Genomic DNA, 19593 nt, shown 5'->3' on the forward strand with positions numbered 1-19593 from the left:
TCTGAAATCACCGCCATCCATGGCCGACGGGAATCGCTGGCGTGTTCGGAGCGGCTTCAGATGGTGCGGTGGAGGAGCAGCTCCAGCACGAACTTGCTGCCGAAGAAGGCCAGCACCAGAAGAGCCATGGCGGTCAGGGTCCAGCCGACGGCGCGGCCTCCACGCCAGCCCAGTCGCCAGCGCCCCAGCAGCAGCGCCCCGAACACCAGCCAGGACAGTCCGCTGAGCACGGTCTTGTGCACCAGGTGCTGGGCGAACAGGTTTTCGACGAACACCACCCCGGTCAGCAGGGTGGCGCTGAGCAGCACGAACCCCAGCCCGATCGTGCGGAACAGCAGGGTTTCCAGCTCGGTCAGCGGGGGCAGGGCGCGCAGCCAGGCATGCAGACGGTGCCGACGCAGGGCGCGTTCCTGCGCCCACAGGAACATCGCCAGCAGGGCGGCCAGAGCCAGCGTGGCGTAAGCCAGCAGGGCCAGCCAGGCGTGCAGCTGCAGGCGCCAGTCGAGTGGGGAGGCTGTCCCGGTATGGCCATAGATCGCATAGCCAAGTAGCGACAGCGCGGCCAGCGGAAATACCACGATCCCCAGCGCCGGCATTCGACCGGTTCCACCGTAGCCGGTGGTCAGCACGGCCATCCCCAGGCCGACCAGCGACAGCGCTGCAAAAAAGTGCATGTCGGGCCCTTGCAGCAGGCGCCAGGCTTCGGCATGCGTTTCGGCATGGAATAGCGCAGCCAGCGCCGCCAGCGGCACCCAGCCGCGGCCGTGGGGATTGCCGGATGCGGCATTGCGCCAGAGCAGGGTAGTGGCGGCCAGGTACAGGACGAGGGCAAGCAGGGGCATCAGCATTGGTGCAAGTGTCGCACAGGCGCCAGTCGGTGCAATGCCATCGGGCAGTCGTTGGGCGGGCAGTTCGAGTGCAGTTGGCAGTCTCCATCCCTAAAGAGTGGGGATGTTCCCCTTATAATCCGCCGACTGGTTCCCAATCGATCAGGTCACTTCCGCGTGTTCGAATCCCTCACCCAACGTCTTTCCGGCACCATCGAGCGCCTGCGCGGCCGTGGCCGCCTGACCGAGTCCAACATCAGCGAGGCGGTGCGCGAGGTGCGCATCGCCCTGCTGGAGGCCGATGTGGCCTTGCCGGTGGTGCAGGCGATCATCCAGCGGATCAAGGTGCGCGCGGTCGGGCAGGAGGTGATGCGCTCGCTCACTCCAGGCCAGGTGCTGGTGCGCATCGTGCGCGACGAGCTGGCGGCGGTGATGGGGTCGCAGGCGGCTGACCTCAATCTCAACGTGCCTGCCCCGGCGGTGATCCTGATGGCTGGCCTGCAGGGTGCCGGTAAGACCACCACCGTGGCCAAGCTGGCCAAGCACCTGAAAGACAAGCGCAAGAAGAAGGTGATGGTGGTCAGTGCCGACGTGTATCGTCCGGCCGCCATCGAGCAGCTGCAGACATTGGCCGGGCAGGTCGGGGCGGTGTTCTTCCCGTCTGATGCCTCGCAAAAGCCCGAGGCCATCGTCAAGGCAGCCATCGACGAGGCGCGCAAGACCTATGTGGACGTGCTGATCGTCGATACCGCCGGCCGGACCAGCATCGACGCGGCCATGATGGCCGAGATCAAGGCCCTGCATGCGGCGGTGAATCCGGTCGAGACCCTGTTCGTGGTCGATGCCATGACCGGCCAGGACGCGGCCGTCACGGCCAAACATTTTGGCGAGGCGCTGCCGTTAACCGGCGTCATCCTGACCAAAACCGACGGCGACGCCCGCGGTGGCGCGGCACTCTCGGTGCGTTACATCACCGGCAAGCCGATCAAATTCGTCGGCACCGGCGAGAAGCCGGACGGTCTGGACGTGTTCCATCCGGACCGTGCGGCTGGCCGCATCCTCGACATGGGCGATGTGCTGTCGCTGGTGGAGCAGGTCGAGTCCCAGGTGGACAAGGACAAGGCGGCCAAGCTGGCCGAGAAGGTCGCCAAGGGCAAGCGTTTCGACCTCAACGACATGCGCGACCAGCTCGAGCAGATGCAGGCCATGGGGGGGCTGCACGGGTTGATGGACAAGCTGCCGGGGATCGGCCAGTTGCCGGAGGCGGTCAAGCAGCAGGTCACGGGCAAGGAAATCCCGCGCATGATCGCCATCATCAACTCAATGACCAAAAAGGAACGGCGCAACCCGGATATCCTCAATGGCTCGCGTCGGGCCCGGATTGCCCGTGGGTCTGGCATGACCCCGGCCGATGTCAATCGTCTGCTCAAGCAGTACCAGCAGATGGAGAAAATGATGGGCAAACTGGGCCGGGGCGGCATGAAGGGCATGCTGCGCGGACTGTCCGGGATGATGGGCGGGCGTGGAGGGCTGCCCCTGCGCTGACCTCCCCGCAAGGCCTTGCATTCCCGCCTGCTGCAGGCTATCGTGCTGGCCTTGCGATGCGGTGCTGGCGCGACAGCCGGCCCGCGCACCAGTTTGGATGCCGTGGATACGGCAGCGGACTCGGGCTCGCGGCAGCTGCACCAGGTGGCTGCCGTCATCCAGTGTCATCGGACAAGGGCCCAGCGGGTCCTTTTTTCGTTTCCGGGCATGCAGGGTCGGGCTGGCCGTTGCCAGTCCGCTTCATTTGAGCATTTGAGCATCGACGTGACAGACAAGGCTGAAGAGATTGCCGGGCTGCTTTCCCCCACCGTTGCCGCGATGGGGTTGGAGCTGCTGGGCGTCGAATATTTGACCGCACCTGGCGGGGCAACCTTGCGGCTGTATATCGACGTGCCGGAGGCACAGGCCGACAGCCGCATGGTGGGCATCGATGACTGCGAGGCGGTGAGTCGAGAGGTGTCGGCCCAGCTGGACGTGGCCGATCCGATCAGCGGGCACTACACCCTGGAGGTGTCTTCGCCGGGGATCGACCGGCCGTTGTTCACGCCAGCCCAGTTTGCGCGTTTTGCAGGTCAGACGGCCAAGGTCACCCTCAGGCTGCCGCAGGACGGGCGGCGCCGGTTGCAGGGGCAGATCCTGCGGGTCGAGAGCGAGCGGATCGTGTTTGCGCTGGACGGCGCCGAATTCGTTGTCGCCGCGGCCAACATCGACAAAGCCCGGCTGGTGCCGGACTGGGTCGCGCTAGGGTTGGCCCCGGCGCAGAACGGGCCCGGGCGCGACCGGCGTCCGGGCAAGCAGAAAAAATCTGCCGGCGGCAAAAAGGCGTCGGCATCTGATCATTCAACCAACGAAACGGCGGCCCGCGGGCCGCTTGATGCGGAGTAAGCGGGCATGAGCAAGGAACTGTTGCACGTCGTGGACGCAGTGGCTGCCGAGAAGGGCGTGCCGGAGTCGGTGATTTTCGAGGCGCTGGAAGCGGCGCTGGCCTCGGCGGCCAGGAAGCGCTACCCGGACCAGGATGTGCTGGTGCGCGTGCAGATCGACCCCAAGGATGGCAGCTACCAGACGTTCCGGCGCTGGGAAGTGATCGCCGATGACGCCGTGATGGAATCTCCCGATCGCCAGATCCGGCTGATGGATGCGATCGAGGAAGCCGAGGGTGTCGAGGTCGGTGACTACATCGAGGAGCAGATCGAAAATCCTGAGTTCGGCCGCATTGCGGCGCAGGCCGCCAAGCAGGTCATCGTGCAGCGCGTGCGTGAGGCCGAGCGCCAGCAGGTGGTGGACGCCTGGAAGCACCGCGTCGGCGAACTGGTGACCGGCACGGTCAAGCGGGTCGAGCGTGGCAACGTGTATGTGGACCTGGGCGGCAATGCCGAGGCCATCATCCCCAAGGACAAGGCGATTCCGCGCGATGTGATGCGGCCTGGCGACCGCGTGCGCGGCTACCTGTACGACGTGCGGAGTGAGCCGCGTGGGCCGCAGCTGTTCATCAGCCGTGCCGCGCCGGAGTTCATGATCGAGCTGTTCAAGCTGGAAGTGCCGGAGGTCGGCCAGGGGCTGGTGTCGATCAAGGCCTGCGCCCGCGACCCGGGCGACCGCGCCAAGATCGCGGTGATGGCCCACGACAACCGTACCGATCCGATTGGCGCCTGCATCGGCATGCGCGGCTCGCGTGTGCAGGCGGTCAGCAATGAACTCAATGGCGAGCGGGTGGACATCGTGCTGTGGAGCGACAACCCCGCCCAGCTGGTGATCAATGCCATGGCGCCGGCCGAAGTGCAGTCGATCATCGTCGATGAAGACAAGCACTCGATGGATATCGCGGTGTCCGAGGACAACCTGGCCAAGGCGATCGGCCGGGGCGGTCAGAACGTGCGTCTGGCCAGCCGTCTGACCGGCTGGCAGCTCAACGTGATGACCACCGAACAGGTGCAGGCCAAGTCCGAGGCCGAACAGGCCGCCGCCCGCAAGCTGTTCATGGACAAGCTCGAGGTGGACGAGGAGATCGCCGGGATCCTGGTCAGCGAAGGCTTCTCCACCATCGAAGAAATCGCCTATGTGCCGGTGGCAGAGCTGCTGGCCGTGGAAGGCTTCGATGAGGACATCGTCGAAGAGTTGCGTTCGCGCGCCCGCGACGCCCTGCTCAACGAGGCACTGGCGGCGGAGGAGAGCCTGGAAGAGCACCAGCCGGCCGAGGACCTGTTGTCCCTGCCCGGCATGGACGAGGCCACGGCCTATGCGCTGGCCGAGCGCGGTGTGCGCACCCGCGAAGACCTGGCCGAGGCGGCCACCGACGAGATCGCCGACATCGAAGGCATCGGCGAGGAGCGCGCAGCGGCCCTGATCATGGAGGCGCGCCGGCACTGGTTTGAATGATGACCAGGCCCTGGCGCGCGGCCAGTCTGGCAGCGCCCGCTTTTTGCTCCCGTCCTACAATTGCCCTCTCAGGCCGCCCTCGGGGCGGCCCATGACACCGGAAACCGAATGTCGCAGCAAACCACCATCCGCAAGCTGGCCGAACTGGTGAATACGCCGGTCGAGAAACTGCTGGAGCAGCTGGCCGAGGCCGGCATGAACTTCAGCGATCCCGACCAGGTCATCACCAGCGCCGAGAAACTCAAGTTGCACGGCTTCCTGCGCCGTCTGCACGGCAAGGCCGAGAAGCCGGCCGAAGAGGTCATCGCGCCGCCGGCCAAGATCACCTTGAACCGCAGCCGCCGTCAGGAAATCACGGTCGGAGCGAGTGGCCGGGCCGGCCGTGGCGCCAGCACCGTGGAGGTGGTGACGCGCAAGAAGATCACCCTGAAACCGGCGGCGCAGAAGGCGGCGCCGGAACAGCCGCAATCCCAGCCGCAGCCGCCATCGCAGCCGCAGGCATCACCCCCGCAGGCGACGCACGAGCAGGCGCAGACCCCGCCGCTGGATCCGCTGGAAGCCGAGCGGCTGGATGCGCTGCGCAAGCTGGAGGAATCCCGCCGGCGCAATCTGGCCGAGCAGCAGGCGCTGGCCGAGAAGGACCGTCAACGTGCGCTGGAGCTGGAAGCCCAGCGTCGCCGCGAGCAGGAAGAGGCCGAGCGCGCTGCCGCAGCGGCGGCCGAAGCCGCGCGGGCGGAAGAGGCGGTCAAGAAGGGGCACGCCAAGCCGGCATCGAGCGAGCGCGAGGCCGACAAGGCCGGGCACAAGCACAAAGCGCATCGTGGCTCCCACGTGATGCAGGTGAGCCTGGAGGATGATGACACCACCGCCCGTTTTGCCGGGCAGCTGCACCTGCCGGCGTCCGAACGCGGGCGTCGCAGCAGTGCGCCGCGTGCCCGTCCCAAGCCCCCCAAGCGCGGCATGGACCCGGCCCGCAGCGGCAGCGGGTTCAACAAGCCCACGGCGCCCGTGGTTCGTGAGGTCGCCATCGGCGAGGCGATCACCGTGGCCGATCTTGCCCAGAAACTGGCGATGAAAGGCGGCGATGTGGTCAAGGCCTTGTTCAAGATGGGCGTGATGGCCACCATCAACCAGACCATCGACCACGACACCGCCGTGCTGGTCACTGAGGAGCTGGGCCACAAGGCGGTTTCGGCGACCGGTAACGACGCCGAGTCCGAGCTGCTGGCACAGCTGCAGCAAGCCCAGGGCGAGAAGCTGCCGCGGCCGCCGGTGGTCACCATCATGGGCCACGTCGATCACGGCAAGACCTCGTTGCTGGACTACATCCGGCGCACCAAGGTGGCTGCCGGTGAGGCCGGTGGCATCACCCAACACATCGGCGCCTACCATGTCACCACGCCCAAGGGCGTGATCAGCTTCCTCGACACCCCGGGCCACGCGGCGTTTGCGCAGATGCGGCAACGCGGCGCCAAACTGACCGATATCGTGGTGCTGGTGGTGGCGGCCGATGACGGTGTCATGCCGCAGACGGTCGAGGCCATCCAGCATGCCCGGGCGGCCAACGTGCCGATCATCGTGGCGATCAACAAGATCGACAAATCCGGCGCTGATCCGTCGCGAGTCAAGAACGACCTGTTGGCCCATGACGTGGTGGTCGAGGAGTTTGGTGGCGATGTGCAGGCGGTCGAGCTGTCGGCCAAGACCGGTCAGGGCGTGGATGACCTGCTGGACGCCATCAGCGTGCAGGCGGAAATCCTCGATCTGCGCGCGGTCAAGGATGGCCCGGCGACCGGTGTGGTGATCGAGTCTGCGCTGGACAAAGGGCGTGGCCCGGTGGCCACGGTGCTGGTCCAGCAGGGCACCCTGCACAAGGGCGATTACCTGGTCTGCGGCATCCAGTACGGCCGTGTGCGCGCGCTGTTCGACGAAACCGGTCGGCAGGTGCAAAGTGCAGGCCCGTCCATCCCGGTGCAGGTTCTCGGCTTGTCGGGTGTGCCGGATGCGGGTGACGACTTCGTGGTGGTGGAAGACGAACGTCTGGCCAAGGACGTGGCGCAGCAGCGCGATGCCAAGCGCCGCGAGTTGCGGCTGGTGGCCAAGGCCGGCAACCGCATGGAAGACATCATGGCCCAGATGGGCGAGGGCAATGCCCAGCAGACCCTCAATCTGGTGGTCAAGGCCGACGTGCATGGCACCATGCAGGCGCTGCGCGAGGCGTTGACGGCGTTGTCCAACGACCAGATCCGGATCAACGTGATTGGCGCGGGCGTCGGTGGCATCACCGAATCCGATGCACAGCTGGCGGCCACCTCCAAGGCCACCATCATCGGCTTCAATGTCCGTGCCGACGCGGCCGCCCGCAAGGTGATCGAGAACAACAACCTCGACCTGCGCTACTTCTCGATCATCTATGACGTGATTGATCAGGTGAAGCAGGTCGCCTCCAAGGTGCTGGGCAAGGAGGTTCGCGAGGAGATCATCGGTATCGCCGAGGTGCGCGACGTGTTCCGCAGCTCCAAGTTCGGCGCCATCGCCGGCTGTATGGTGGTGGAGGGCGTGGTCAAGAAGGCCAAGCCGATCCGCGTGTTGCGCGATAACACGGTGATCTTCGAAGGCGAGCTGGAATCGCTGCGCCGCTTCAAGGATCCGGTCGAGGAAGTGCGCCAGGGCAACGAGTGCGGCATCGGCGTCAAGGCTTACAACGATGTCCGGCCGGGCGACCAGATCGAATGCTTCGAACGCATCGAGGTGCAGCGCACGCTGTAAGGTGCATACCGGGTGGGCCGGCAGTCGCCGGCCCACATCTTCCCTTCTGTCAGGACCATCGCTGCCATGCCCGGTAAATCCTTTCACCGCACCGACCGCCTCTCCGCCCAGCTGCGCCGTGAGCTGGGGATGCTGGTGCACGCTGCCGTGCGCGAGCACGGGCTGGCTTCGGCCAGCGTGTCGGATGTCGAAGTGACTCGTGATCTGGCGCACGCCAAGGTGTTCGTGACCGTGCTGCAGCCAGAGCGGGCCGGGGATACAGTGGCCGCGCTCAAGGCGCTGGCGCCCGAGCTGCGCCGACAACTGGCCGCCGCGATTCGCATCCGCCACGTCCCCGAGCTGCATTTCCACTATGACGAATCGGTGGACCGCGGCGAGCGCATCGATGCGTTGTTGCGCAATCTGCGATCCGGTGATCACGCCGACTGACCCGCGCGCGGCACGCCCGCGCATCGACTGGCGCCGCCTGGACGGCATCCTGCTGTTGGACAAGCCGCAGGGAATGTCGTCCAACCAGGCCCTGCAGCAGGCGCGCCGCCTGTTCCGTGCAGACAAGGCCGGCCATACCGGCAGTCTGGATCCGCTGGCGACCGGCTTGCTGCCAATTTGTTTCGGCGAGGCCACCAAGATCGCCGGCGGCCTGCTGGGTGCCCGCAAGGCCTACGAAACCGTGGCGCGTCTGGGCGTGGTCACCGATACCGATGATGCGGAAGGGCAGGTGCTGCGCGAGCGCCCGGTGCCGGCCCTGACCATCGACCAGATCGACGCCGCCCTGCGGCAGCTGACCGGCCACATCCTGCAGAAACCGCCGGTGTATTCGGCGCTCAAGCGGGGAGGCGAGCCGCTATATGCCAAGGCGCGTCGGGGCGAGCCGATCGAGGTCGAGCCGCGCGCGGTCGAGGTGCATGCCTTCGACCTGATCAGCGCGGCCGACCTGCTCGATGGTGGCGAGCCGCTGCTGCGCCTGCACGTCGAGTGTGGATCCGGCACCTACGTGCGTAGCCTGGTGCGCGATTTGGGTGAACTGTTGGGTTGTGGCGCGCATGTGGTGGAACTGCGCCGGCTGTGGGTGGATCCGTTCCGCGAGCCGCGGATGTGGACGCTGCAAGGCCTTGAACAGCTGCGCGCGCAGGCGGGTGAGCGCGTGCTCGACGCCTGTCTGCTGCCGGTCGAGATCGGCATGGCCTCTTGGCCCGAGGTCAGGGTGAATGCGGCACAGGCGCTCCGGCTTGGACGCGGGCAGGGGTTGCGTGGGCCGTATCCGGTGCGCGGGCAGGTGGCGATCCTGGATGAGCGCGGCCGCGGTCTGGGCCTGGGCGAAGTGGATGCGGAAGGCCGGCTGCGGCCGGTGCGCCTGTTTCGCTGGGCGGCGCAGACCGGTGCCGCCGGCGCGCAATGACCGGCTTTGATGCATCCATTTGATTGCCGCATCCCGGGCGGCGGGCTATAATCCGCGCGCTCTGCAAAGAGCCAACACACATTTCCCATCCGCTCCTAACGGCGAGCCCTGCGGTGCGGACGTTGGTTTACGTCCGTTTCTGCCGGCCACGCGACTACGAGGCCCTCATGTCCATCGATACCCAAAAGATCATCAACGAGCACAAGCGCAGCGAGAACGATACCGGTTCCCCGGAAGTCCAGATCGCCCTGCTGACCGCGCGCATCGAGCAGCTCACCGAGCATTTCAAGACCCACAAGCAGGATCACCACAGCCGGCGCGGCCTGCTGATGATGGTCAACCGCCGTCGCAGCCTGCTGGACTATCTGCATCGCAAGGATGCGGAACGCTACAAGGCGCTGATCGGCAAGCTTGGTCTGCGTCGTTGATCGACCACCTCCGCGGCGCATTCGTGCGCCGCGGTTCGTTTGTGCGGTAACCCAGGTTTCATCCGTTGCGGGCAGGCCCGCAAATCCAAGCATCGCCCACGGGCGATGCAGCGCAGCAAGCGGGGCTTGCCTGCGTCGACGTTCAAGACATCAAGGATCATCCAGTGGCAAAAATCAGCAAAACCTTCCAGTACGGCAAACACCAGGTCACCCTGGAAACCGGTGAGATCGCCCGCCAGGCCGGCGGCGCGGTGCTGGTCAAGGTCGATGGCACCGAAGTGCTGGTGACGGCGGTGGCGGCCAAGGCCGCACGTGAAGGCCAGGACTTCTTCCCGCTGACCGTGGACTACCAGGAGAAGTTCTACGCCGGTGGCCGCATCCCGGGCGGTTTCTTCAAGCGCGAGGGGCGCCCGACCGAGAAGGAAACCCTGATCTCGCGGCTGATCGATCGGCCGATCCGTCCGCTGTTCCCGGAGGACTACCGCAACGAGGTGCAGATCATCGCCCAGCTGGTCTCGCTCAACCCTGAGATCGAAGGTGATATTCCGGCGCTGATCGGTGCGTCTGCGGCGCTGGCGCTGTGCGGCACGCCTTTCCAGGGCCCGATTGGTGCCGCCAAGGTGGGTTACATCGATGGTCAATACGTCCTCAACCCCTCGGTGAGCGAGCTCAAGGCCAGCGCACTCGAGCTGGTGGTGGCGGGTACCGCCAGCGCGGTGCTGATGGTGGAGTCCGAAGCCAAGGAGCTGTCCGAAGAGGTGATGCTGGGTGCGGTGATGTTTGGGCACCGCGAGCTGCAAAAGGCAATCACCGCGATCAACGAGCTGGTGGCCGAAGTGGGGACCCCGCCCAGCACCTGGCAGCCGCCGGCCAAGAATCAGGCCCTGATCGACGCTCTCAAGGCGGCGGTCGGTACGCGCCTGGTCGAAGCGTTCAAGATCACCGACAAGCTGCAGCGGCGTGATGCCATCGCGGCGTTGAAGCAGGAGGTGCTGGAGAGCCTGGCCGCGCGCGCCGAGTCTGAAGGCTGGAGCAGCGCCGAGCTGTCCAAGGAGTTCGGCGAGCTCGAATACCGCACCATGCGCGATGCCGTGCTGGACACCAAGGTGCGCATCGACGGTCGCAAGCTCGACGAAGTGCGCCCGATCAGCTGCAAGGTCGGCGTGCTGCCGCGCGTGCACGGTTCGGCGCTGTTCACCCGCGGCGAGACCCAGGCACTGGTGGTGGCCACCCTGGGCACCGCACGCGATGGCCAGATCATGGACGACGTGGCCGGCGAGTGGCGTGAGCACTTCCTGTTCCACTACAACTTCCCGCCGTTCTGCGTCGGCGAGACTGGTCGCTTCGGCGCGCCTAAGCGCCGCGAAATCGGCCATGGCCGGCTGGCCAAGCGTGGCGTGCTGGCGATGATGCCGACCCTGGAGGAGTTCCCCTATACCATCCGCGTGGTTTCCGAGATCACCGAGTCCAATGGGTCCTCCTCAATGGCCTCGGTGTGCGGCAGCTCGCTGGCCCTGATGGATGCCGGCGTGCCGATCAAGCGTCCGGTCGCTGGGATCGCCATGGGGCTGGTCAAGGAAGATGACCGCTTTGTTGTGCTGTCGGACATCCTGGGCGATGAAGATCACCTGGGCGACATGGACTTCAAGGTGGCCGGTAGCGAAGTCGGTGTCACCGCCCTGCAGATGGACATCAAGATCCAGGGCATCACCGAGGACATCATGCGCATTGCCCTGGAGCAGGCCCGTCGCGGCCGGCTGCATATCCTGGGCGAAATGGCCAAGGCGATCAGCGCGCCGCGCCCGGAGCTGTCCGACTACGCCCCGCGCCTGATCACCATGAAGATCCACCCCGACAAGATCCGCGAAGTGATCGGCAAGGGTGGCTCGGTGATCCAGGCGATCACCAAGGAAACCGGCACCCAGATCGACATCCAGGACGATGGCACCATCACCATCGCTTCGGTCAACGCGGCGGCCGGTATTGCGGCCAAGGCGCGCATCGAGCAGATCACCTCGGACGTCGAGCCCGGCCGCATCTATGAGGGCAAGGTCGCCAAGATCATGGACTTTGGTGCGTTCGTCACCATCGCCCCTGGCAAGGACGGCCTGGTGCATGTCTCGCAGATCTCCAGCGAGCGTGTCGAGCGGGTCTCGGACAAGCTCAAGGAAGGCGACCTGGTTCGGGTCAAGGTGCTGGAAGTGGACAAGCAGGGTCGGATCCGGCTGTCCATGAAGGCGGCTAGCGACGAGGAGTGATCTGCGACTGTCAACGCAGTGCTCTGCAATCAGCAACGGCGGGCCTTGCGGCCCGCCGTTGCTGCTTTATGGGTGCGCTGGCGCTCAGATCAGTCCGAGACGGCGTCGTAACGGGCTGGGCGCGGATTGAGGGTGCCGCATTGTGGGCAGGTGCGCAGGCTGTCATCGCGGTAGAAACGGTCGAAGACGCGCAGGAAGTCCTGCTCGATGTCGACCAGGTGGAAATACTCGCTGTACAGCTTGTGGTTGCATTGCACGCAGAACCACAGCAACCCGTCGTCTTCATGCGGCAGGCGCTTGCGCTCGATCACCAGACCCACTGAGCCAGGCATGCGTTGCGGCGAATGCGGCACCCGCGGCGGCAGGTAGAACACCTCACCGGCACGGATCGGGATATCACGCACTGTGCCGCGCTCGCCATCGAAGTCGTCCTGGACACGCAGCACCATCTCGCCTTCCAGCTGGTAGAACCATTCCGGGCCTTCCTCGATGTGGTAATCGGTGCGGGCATTGGGGCCGCCGACGATCATCACGATGAACGCGTCCTGGACGATGCATTTGTTGCCGACCGGCGGTTTGAGCAGATGGCGGTGCGCTTCGATCCAGGCATGCAGATTGAAGGCGGCAGGCAGCATGGCGTCAGTCCTCCAGCAGGGCGATGCACTTGAGTTCGATGGCAATCGGCGTGGGCAGGGCATCGATGCCGACCGTGGTGCGGCAGGGCGCCCGTGCCGGGTCCGGGAAATACTCAGCCCAGAGGGCATTGAAGGTGGCAAAGTCGCGGGCCATATCGGTGAGATAGACGGTGACGTCGATCAGGTTGTCCCAGCGCGCACCGCTGGCGGCCAGCACCGCACGGACATTGGCGAACACGGCGTGGATCTGGGCGGTGATGTCGTAGTCCAGCAGGCGGCCGTCCTGAGCGTAGACATTGCCCGGAATGGCGTTGGTCTGCGGGTCACGCGGGCCGATCCCGGACAGAAACAGCAACGCACCGACCCGGCGTGCGTGCGGGTAATGACCCACCGCCTTGGGCGCGCCGGTTGCCTGAATCGCAGACGTGTTCATCCGGCCATCCCCCGGCGCTGCCCCACACCGGCCACGGCACGCGCATAGGCGCTGGCCACCTCCTCAGGCGCACTGACATCCATGCCCAGCTCGCGTACCCGGCCGTCGGCCAGGCTGTACACCCAGCCGTGCACGGCCAGCGTCTGCCCGCGTGCCCAGGCATCGGTGAGCATGGTGGTCTGACAGACGTGCAGCGCCTGTTCGATGGCGTTGAGCTCGCACAGCGCGTCGTGACGCTGCGCCTCGGGCAGGCTGTTCAGCAGCCCGGCATGCTTTTGCGCGACGTCGCCGACATGGCGAACCCAGTTGTCAGCCAGCCCCAGCCGGGTGCCGTGCAGCGCAGCGCCGACGCCGCCACAGCCGTAATGGCCCACGACCAGGATGTGCTTGACCTTCAGCACGTCCACCGAAAACTGCAGCACGGACAGGCAGTTCAGGTCGGTATGCACGACCACGTTGGCGATGTTGCGATGGACGAATACTTCGCCCGGCAGCAGGTCAACCACCTGGTTGGCCGGCACCCGCGAGTCGGAGCAGCCGATCCATAAATATTCCGGAGTTTGCTGGCGGGAGAGGCGTTCGAAGAACGTGGGGTCTTCCTGGGTGACGCGCTCGGCCCAGCGTCGGTTGTTGTGAAGCAGGCTATCCAGGTGTGTGGCCATGGCAGGCGTGTTGGTTCAAAGGGTAGGGGGAAGTGCAATGCCGACATTGCGCGGTTCGGTGAAAAAGCGCATCGCCTCCAGGCCACCCTCGCGGCCGATGCCGGATGCGCCGGTGCCGCCGAAGGGCGTGCGCAGGTCGCGCAGCAGCCAGCTGTTGATCCATACGATGCCCACCCGAAGCTGCGCGCCAAAACGGTGTGCGCGGGTCAGATCGCGCGTCCACACGCTGGCCGACAGGCCGTAGTCGGAGGCGTTGGCGAGCGCCAATGCCTCGTCGTCGTTGTCAAAGGCTTGCAGGGTGACCACCGGGCCGAAGATCTCCTCGCGGTTGGTGGTGCAGTCCGGGCCCAGGCCCTCGATCACGGTCGGCGCGATGAACCAGCCGGGGCGATCCAGTGCGGTGCCGCCGCACAGGACGCGGCCGCCCTCGGCGCGTGCGCGTTCGATCGCCGCAAGCACCTTGTCGAACTGCGCCTGCGACACCACCGGCCCCAGCTGCACGCCGTCCTCCAACGGTTCGCCCAGGCGCAGCGCGCGGGCGCGTGCGACGAAGGCGTCGCGGAACTCGGCGTAGATCGAACGCTCGATCAGCAGCCGTGAACCACACAGGCAGATCTGTCCGCTGTTCTGGAACGCGCTGCGCACCAGCGTGTCGAGCTGCGCGCGCCAGTCGCTGTCGGCAAACACCAAGGTGGCGTTCTTGCCACCCAGTTCCAGCGAGACTTTCTTCAGCAGCGGCCCGGCGATGCCGGCGATGCGGCGGCCCACGGCGGTGCTGCCGGTGAACGAGATCGCCTTGACCTGCGGATGCGCCACCAGCGGCTCGCCGACCTCGGGGCCGCGGCCATGGACGATGTTGAGCACGCCCGGCGGCAGGCCGGTGTCCAGCGCCAGCTCGCCCAGCAGTGTCGCGGTGGCGGGGGTGATCTCCGATGGTTTGGCGACCACCGTGTTGCCGGCAGCCAGCGCCGGCGCGATCTTCCAGGTGAACAGGTACAGCGGCAGATTCCACGGGCTGATGCAGCCCACCACGCCCAGCGGCAGCCGCAGGGTGTAGTTCAGGCCGGCTTCGCCGTGGTGCGATTCGCTGGCGAACTGGGTGGCCGCGTGCGCGAAGAAGCGCAGGTTGGCAATGGCGCGTGGAATCTCGATGTCACGCGCCAGTGCCAGCGGTTTGCCGGCGTCGAGGCTTTCCGTGCGGGCGAAGGCGTCGAGGCGTGCTTCCAGCGCGTCGGCCAGCCGCTCCAGGTGGCGGGCGCGGTCGCTGTTGCGCAGTGCGGCCCAGGCCGGCGCGGCGTTGCTGGCTGCAGCGACCGCGGTCTCAATGGTGCTGGCATCGCCTGCCGCAACCTCGGCATATGGCTGCGCATGGGCGGGGTCAAACACCGGCAGCCAGCGCGTGCTGGACGCGCCGCCGCAGGTCGTACCAATCACATGGCCAAAGCGTTGCATCCGGTCAGTCTACCAGCCGGTATTTCCCGGCTGCCGCGGTACGGGCGATGCGCGACATCCGCGGCTTTGACGATCGTGGTGCAGTGCGTGGCTGTGTGCGCACTGGGGCCCGTCGTCAGGATCAGCACAATGCCTTGAGCCGATACAAGGCTTCCAGCGCCTGGCGCGGTGTGAGCTCATCCGGATCGAGCGCGGCCAGCGCTTCCAGGGCAGCCGAGGGGGGCGGGAACAGGCCGATTTGTTGAGGGGCGTCGAGGGCGGGCGCATTCATGGCGACCGGGGTGTCCTGGGCGCGTGCTTCCAGTTCGGCCAGCCGGGTGCGTGCCTGTTTGAGTACGTCCCGCGGCAGGCCAGCCAGTGCGGCCACCTGTAGCCCAAAGCTGCGGTTGGCAGGGCCAGGGCGTACGGCGTGCATGAACACCAGCGCGTCACCATGCTCGACCGCGTCCAGGTGCAGATTGGCGATCCCGCTGCCGGGTTGGGCCAGCGCGGTCAGCTCGAAGTAATGCGTGGCAAACAGCGTGTAGCTGCGATTGACGCCGGCCAGTTGGCGTGCGACGGCATCGGCCAGTGCTAGCCCGTCGTAGGTGGAGGTGCCGCGCCCGATCTCGTCCATCAGCACCAGCGACTGTTCGCTGGCGTGGTGCAGGATGTAGGCGGTTTCGCTCATCTCCACCATGAAGGTGGACTGGCCGCGGGCCAGGTCGTCGCCAGCGCCGATGCGGGTGAGGATGCGGTCGATCGGGCCGATCACGGCTCTGGCGGCTGGCACGAAGCTGCCGATATGCGCCAGCAGCACGATCAGCGCGTTTTGCCGCATGTACGTGCTTTTGCCGCCCATGTTGGGGCCGGTGATGATGTACATGCGGGTCTGATCGTCGAACACCAGATCATTGGGTTCGAACGGCGCCTCGCGCAGGGTTTCGACGACCGGATGCCGGCCGCGTTCGATCTGGATACCTGGTTGCTCGCGCAGTTCCGGGCAGTTCCAGTCGAGGGTGCGCGCCCGTTCGGCAAAACAGGCCAGGACATCGAGTTCGGCCAGGGCCTGGGCGCAGCGGCGCAGTGGCTCCAGCACCTGGTTGAGCCGGTCCAGTACGCCGTCATACAGCAGTTTCTCCCGCGCCAGTGACCGTTCCCGCGCCGACAGCACTTTGTCCTCGAAGGCTTTGAGTTCTTCGGTGATGTAGCGCTCGGCGCCGGTCAGGGTCTGACGGCGGGTGTAATGCACCGGGGCCTTGTCGCTCTGGGCCTTGCTGATTTCGATGTAATAGCCGTGAACGCGGTTGTAGCCGACCTTGAGGGTGGGGATGCCGGTGGCCTCGCGTTCGCGCGCCTCCAGCGCGACCAGGAACTGATCGGCATGGGTGGACAGCCGGCGCAGCTCGTCCAGTTCGGCATCGAATCCGTCGGCGATCACCCCGCCATCGCGGGCCAGCAACGGAGGTTGCGGCACGATCGCCGCCTGCAGGTAGGCGGCGGTATCGGCGTGTTCGCCCAGCTCCGCCGCCAGTGTCTGCAGGCGCGGGGAATCCAGCGGCGCCAGCAGGGCGCGAATGCGGGGCAGCAGGGTCAACCCGTCGCGCAGGGTGGACAGGTCGCGTGGGCGGGCACTGCGCAGGGCGACCCGGGCCAGGATGCGTTCCATGTCACCGAGGGCGCGAAACGTCTCGCGCAGATCCGCATCGATTCCGCTGTCGAGCAGGGTCTGCACGGCATGGTGGCGCTCGCGCAAGACCTGGCGATCCCGCAAGGGGCGGTGCAGCCAGCGACGCAGCAGACGCCCACCCATCGGGGTCACGGTGCTGTCGAGCACGCCGAGCAGGGTGGCGCGGGTATCGCCATCGATGCGGCTGTCCAGTTCCAGATGGCGACGAGTGGCCGCGTTCATTGCGATGGCATCCTCGCCGCTTTCCACGGCGATGCTGCGCAGATGCGGCAGGCGCTGCTTCTGGGTTTCTTCCACATAGCCCAGCAGCGCGGCAGACGCCGCAATGGCCAGTGGCTTGTCATCCAGGCCAAAGCCGGTGAGATCGTGCACGCCGAAAAACTGCAGCAGCTGGCGACGGCCGGATTCGGGATCGAACAGCCAGGGGGCACGCCGCCGCAGACCGCGTGCTTCCTGTACGCACGCCGGCCAGCCTTCTTCATCCGGGATCAGCACTTCCGCCGGCTGCAGGCGGGCCAGCTCGGCGTCAAGGGCATCCTCGCCAGGCACCTGGCTGGCGCGCAGGCGGCCGCTGGCCAGATCGGCCCAGGCCAGACCGAAGCCGGCCTTGCCGCGGCTGATCGCCAGCAGCAGCGTGTCGCGGCGCTCATCCAGCAAGGCATCGTCGGTCACCGTGCCGGGCGTGACCACGCGCACCACTTTGCGTTCGACCAGGCCCTTGCTGGTGGCAGGATCCCCGATCTGCTCGCAGATGGCCACCGATTCGCCTAGCGCCACCAGACGAGCGAGGTAACTTTCGTAGGCGTGTACCGGCACCCCGGCCATCGGGATCGGTTGACCTGCCGACTGGCCGCGTTGGGTCAGGGTGATGTCGAGCAGGCGCGCCGCCTTGCGGGCATCGTCGTAGAACAGCTCGTAGAAATCGCCCATCCGAAAGAACAGCAGCACATCCGGATACTCCGCCTTGGCGGCGAAGTACTGCTTCATCAGTGGTGTGTGTTCAGCGGATTTGCTGGCAGAAGAATCAGACGCGGTCACGGGCGGACAGGCACAGGCTTTCGACGCGCACCGTTTGCACGTCGGCGCACGATTGTAGGGCAGACGACCGCACGCCGAGGCCATCCATGGCCGGTGGCAGGTTCGATTGGCTTGGCACGGGCGCAAAGTGCCCGTGCCGGAAATCAGCAGCAGCCGTGCTTGGCGCCGGCATAGGCATTGCCGGCGGCGGCCATGGTGCCCGTGGTCTGGCCGCTCAGACTGGCGCTGTGATGCGCGGCGATCACGCTGGCCACGCAGGCGGTCACCGCTTTGCCCATCGGAATGTGCAGGAACTCATTCGGGCCGTGGGCATTGGAATGCGGGCCCAGGACGCCGGTGATCATGAACTGGGCGGCAGGGAACTTCTCGCCCAGCATGCCCATGAACGGAATGGTGCCGCCTTCACCCATGTACATGGCCGGTTTGCCGAAGAAAGTCAGGCTGGCCTGCTCGATCGCCTCGGTCAGCCAGGGCGCCTGTGGCGGGGCATTCCAGCCGCTGCTGGCTTTTTCCAGACTGAGGCTGACATGGGCGCCGTAGGGCGGGTCGCGGAGCAGGACCTCCTGCAACAGCTCGCCAGCGCGCTTGCCGTCCAGGGTCGGCGGCAGGCGCAAGCTGAGCTTGAGCGAGGTGAACGGGCGCAGCACGTTGCCGGCCGAATCCAGCGGCGGGATGCCGTCCACCCCGGTGATGGACAGCGCCGGCCGCCAGGTTCGGTTGAGCACCAGTTCGGTCAGATCGTCGTGCATCGGCCGCATGCCGGGCAGCAGCGGGAATTTGTCATAGACCGCACTCCCCAGCACGTCGGCGACTTTCTGCGCCTGCTGGCGACGTTCTTCCGGGATGTCCACGTGCAGGCCATCGAGCAGAATGCGGCCGGTGGCTTCGTCTTCGATGCGAGAGAGCAGGGTGCGGATCACGCGGAAGCTGGATGGCACGATGCCCGAGGCATCACCGGAATGCACGCCTTCCGACAGCACCTTGACGGTCAGGTTGCCACCCGCCAGACCGCGCAGCGAGGTGGTGCACCAGAGCTGCTCGTAGTTGCCGCAGCCGGAATCCAGACAGACCACCAGCGACGGCTTGCCGATGCGATCGGCCAGGTGATCCACGTAAAAGGGCAGGTCGTAGCTGCCGGATTCTTCGCAGGCTTCGATCAACACCACGCAGCGGGCATGCGGCGCGCCTTGTGCCTGCAGCGCCATGATCGCCGCAAGCGAGCCGTAGATCGCGTAGCCATCATCGGCGCCGCCGCGGCCGTACAGGCGGTCACCCTCCAGCACCGGCTCCCACGGGCCCTTGCCTTCGTCCCAGCCTGTCATTTCAGGCTGCTTGTCCAGGTGGCCGTAGAGCAGCACGCAGTCATCGTTGCGGCCACCGTTGGCCGCCGGAATGTCGATGAAAATCAGCGGTGTGCGACCGTCCAGGCGTACCACCTCGACCTGCATGCCGGGGATCGGCTGCGCCTTGGCCCAGCGTTCCATCAGCGCCACGGCACGGTCCATATGGCCGTGCTCGACCCAGTGGTCGTCGAACATCGGCGACTTGTTGGGGATTCGAATGTATTCGATCAGCTGCGGGACGATCTCCTCGTCCCATTTGCGGTTGACGAAGGCCTGGATCTGGCGCGGGTCGATGGATGTGGACATGAGGTGGGGGAGATCAAGGGGAAACGCCAATTGTACGCCCCGGCCCGTCTGGCCTGGGCGCAGACGGGCATATTCGGAATTTTCCTACCTCGGGATGCGAAAAAGTGGCTCAATCGCGATTCCAGTGGAAACGGTTCATGTCTGATGGGGAGCATGGAGCCAAGGGTGACGGGGTAGATGCCTGAGCTTGGCGCACAGCAGGTAGCTGATGGCGATCAGGTTGGCGTCAGTGCGATAGCCCTTGGCGCGGGCCTTGGCGGCCTGGATCTGGGCGTTGAAGGCCTCGACCTGGCCGTTGGACAGGCCGGTGTCGAAATGCCGCAGGATGCCGGTGAGGTGGTCGCGGATGGTGGCACCGAGCTTCTTGAAGGGCGTCAGCCGACACCGTCGTGCCCAAGAGACCCACTTTCGGAGCAGCGGTTCGGCGGTGGGGCGATCCGATGCCATCTC

General features: G+C 66.2%; 16 protein-coding genes. 8 read left to right on the forward strand and 8 right to left on the reverse strand.

Features of this window, described 5'->3' with window-relative positions; translation table 11 throughout:
* Positions 1 to 56: 56 nt before the first annotated feature.
* Positions 57 to 848 (reverse strand): cytochrome C assembly family protein, encoded by a 792-nt coding sequence (locus BUA29_RS08215; RefSeq protein WP_072756115.1) that lies wholly within the window; start codon positions 846 to 848, stop codon positions 57 to 59.
* Positions 849 to 1004: 156 nt separating this feature from the next.
* Here BUA29_RS08215 and ffh point away from each other — a divergent pair, with 156 nt between their 5' ends.
* From ffh to pnp, 8 genes are all read left to right on the forward strand, one after another.
* Positions 1005 to 2372, forward strand: coding sequence for a signal recognition particle protein (gene ffh / locus BUA29_RS08220; RefSeq protein ID WP_072756116.1), 1368 nt, complete (start codon positions 1005 to 1007; stop codon positions 2370 to 2372).
* 264 nt (positions 2373 to 2636) lie between these two features.
* Entirely contained in the window at positions 2637 to 3257 is a 621-nt protein-coding gene (gene rimP / locus BUA29_RS08225) for a ribosome maturation factor RimP (RefSeq protein WP_072756130.1), read from the forward strand.
* Between the two features lie 6 nt (positions 3258 to 3263).
* Entirely contained in the window at positions 3264 to 4751 is a 1488-nt protein-coding gene (gene nusA / locus BUA29_RS08230) for a transcription termination factor NusA (RefSeq protein ID WP_072756117.1), read from the forward strand.
* Positions 4752 to 4859: 108 nt separating this feature from the next.
* Complete coding sequence (gene infB, locus BUA29_RS08235; protein WP_072756118.1) at positions 4860 to 7520, forward strand: translation initiation factor IF-2; 2661 nt, start codon at positions 4860 to 4862, stop codon at positions 7518 to 7520.
* A 66-nt stretch (positions 7521 to 7586) separates the two neighbouring features.
* Positions 7587 to 7949 (forward strand): 30S ribosome-binding factor RbfA, encoded by a 363-nt coding sequence (gene rbfA, locus BUA29_RS08240; RefSeq protein ID WP_072756119.1) that lies wholly within the window; start codon positions 7587 to 7589, stop codon positions 7947 to 7949.
* The gene (truB, locus tag BUA29_RS08245) at positions 7906 to 8919 is read left to right on the forward strand and encodes a tRNA pseudouridine(55) synthase TruB (RefSeq protein WP_072756120.1); all 1014 of its coding nucleotides are present in this window, start codon (positions 7906 to 7908) and stop codon (positions 8917 to 8919) included. The genes rbfA and truB overlap by 44 nt, the downstream gene beginning before the upstream one ends.
* Before the next feature lie 167 nt (positions 8920 to 9086).
* The gene (gene rpsO / locus BUA29_RS08250; RefSeq protein ID WP_072756121.1) at positions 9087 to 9347 is read left to right on the forward strand and encodes a 30S ribosomal protein S15; all 261 of its coding nucleotides are present in this window, start codon (positions 9087 to 9089) and stop codon (positions 9345 to 9347) included.
* Positions 9348 to 9511: 164 nt separating this feature from the next.
* The gene (gene pnp, locus BUA29_RS08255; protein ID WP_072756122.1) at positions 9512 to 11605 is read left to right on the forward strand and encodes a polyribonucleotide nucleotidyltransferase; all 2094 of its coding nucleotides are present in this window, start codon (positions 9512 to 9514) and stop codon (positions 11603 to 11605) included.
* Between the two features lie 89 nt (positions 11606 to 11694).
* Here the strand turns inward: pnp and BUA29_RS08260 are convergent, their stop codons facing one another.
* The 7 genes from BUA29_RS08260 to BUA29_RS08290 all read right to left on the reverse strand — a co-directional run.
* Positions 11695 to 12240: a 3-hydroxyanthranilate 3,4-dioxygenase gene (locus BUA29_RS08260; protein ID WP_072756123.1), complete on the reverse strand. Its 546-nt coding sequence runs from the start codon at positions 12238 to 12240 to the stop codon at positions 11695 to 11697.
* A 4-nt stretch (positions 12241 to 12244) separates the two neighbouring features.
* On the reverse strand, positions 12245 to 12673 hold the full coding sequence (locus tag BUA29_RS08265) for a RidA family protein (RefSeq protein WP_072756124.1): 429 nt from the start codon (positions 12671 to 12673) through the stop codon (positions 12245 to 12247).
* Positions 12670 to 13335: a carbonate dehydratase gene (gene can / locus BUA29_RS08270; RefSeq protein ID WP_072756125.1), complete on the reverse strand. Its 666-nt coding sequence runs from the start codon at positions 13333 to 13335 to the stop codon at positions 12670 to 12672. Before can ends, BUA29_RS08265 begins: the two co-directional genes overlap by 4 nt.
* Before the next feature lie 15 nt (positions 13336 to 13350).
* On the reverse strand, positions 13351 to 14787 hold the full coding sequence (locus tag BUA29_RS08275; RefSeq protein WP_072756126.1) for an aldehyde dehydrogenase: 1437 nt from the start codon (positions 14785 to 14787) through the stop codon (positions 13351 to 13353).
* A gap of 121 nt (positions 14788 to 14908) precedes the next feature.
* A complete protein-coding gene (gene mutS / locus BUA29_RS08280) occupies positions 14909 to 17443 on the reverse strand; it encodes a DNA mismatch repair protein MutS (protein ID WP_245770527.1) in 2535 nt (844 codons plus the stop codon).
* A 194-nt stretch (positions 17444 to 17637) separates the two neighbouring features.
* Positions 17638 to 19131, reverse strand: coding sequence for a M20 family metallopeptidase (locus BUA29_RS08285; RefSeq protein WP_072756131.1), 1494 nt, complete (start codon positions 19129 to 19131; stop codon positions 17638 to 17640).
* A gap of 147 nt (positions 19132 to 19278) precedes the next feature.
* Positions 19279 to 19593 (reverse strand): transposase (locus tag BUA29_RS08290; protein WP_143148858.1); only part of this gene is annotated, 315 nt, incomplete at its 5' end.

Origin of the sequence: Thermomonas hydrothermalis (assembly GCF_900129205.1) — a bacterium.
Taxonomy (GTDB): Bacteria; Pseudomonadota; Gammaproteobacteria; order Xanthomonadales; family Xanthomonadaceae; genus Thermomonas; species Thermomonas hydrothermalis.

Excerpts from the sequence above, each read along its gene's own strand:
- BUA29_RS08215 (WP_072756115.1), bottom strand. The coding sequence starts at position 848 with ATGCTGATGCCCCTGCTTGCCCTCGTCCTGTACCTGGCCGCCACTACC.
- nusA (WP_072756117.1), top strand. The coding sequence starts at position 3,264 with ATGAGCAAGGAACTGTTGCACGTCGTGGACGCAGTGGCTGCCGAGAAG.
- infB (WP_072756118.1), top strand. The coding sequence starts at position 4,860 with ATGTCGCAGCAAACCACCATCCGCAAGCTGGCCGAACTGGTGAATACG.
- rbfA (WP_072756119.1), top strand. The coding sequence starts at position 7,587 with ATGCCCGGTAAATCCTTTCACCGCACCGACCGCCTCTCCGCCCAGCTG.
- truB (WP_072756120.1), top strand. The coding sequence starts at position 7,906 with ATGCGTTGTTGCGCAATCTGCGATCCGGTGATCACGCCGACTGACCCG.
- rpsO (WP_072756121.1), top strand. The coding sequence starts at position 9,087 with ATGTCCATCGATACCCAAAAGATCATCAACGAGCACAAGCGCAGCGAG.
- BUA29_RS08260 (WP_072756123.1), bottom strand. The coding sequence starts at position 12,240 with ATGCTGCCTGCCGCCTTCAATCTGCATGCCTGGATCGAAGCGCACCGC.
- BUA29_RS08265 (WP_072756124.1), bottom strand. The coding sequence starts at position 12,673 with ATGAACACGTCTGCGATTCAGGCAACCGGCGCGCCCAAGGCGGTGGGT.
- can (WP_072756125.1), bottom strand. The coding sequence starts at position 13,335 with ATGGCCACACACCTGGATAGCCTGCTTCACAACAACCGACGCTGGGCC.
- BUA29_RS08275 (WP_072756126.1), bottom strand. The coding sequence starts at position 14,787 with ATGCAACGCTTTGGCCATGTGATTGGTACGACCTGCGGCGGCGCGTCC.
- mutS (WP_245770527.1), bottom strand. The coding sequence starts at position 17,443 with ATGAAGCAGTACTTCGCCGCCAAGGCGGAGTATCCGGATGTGCTGCTG.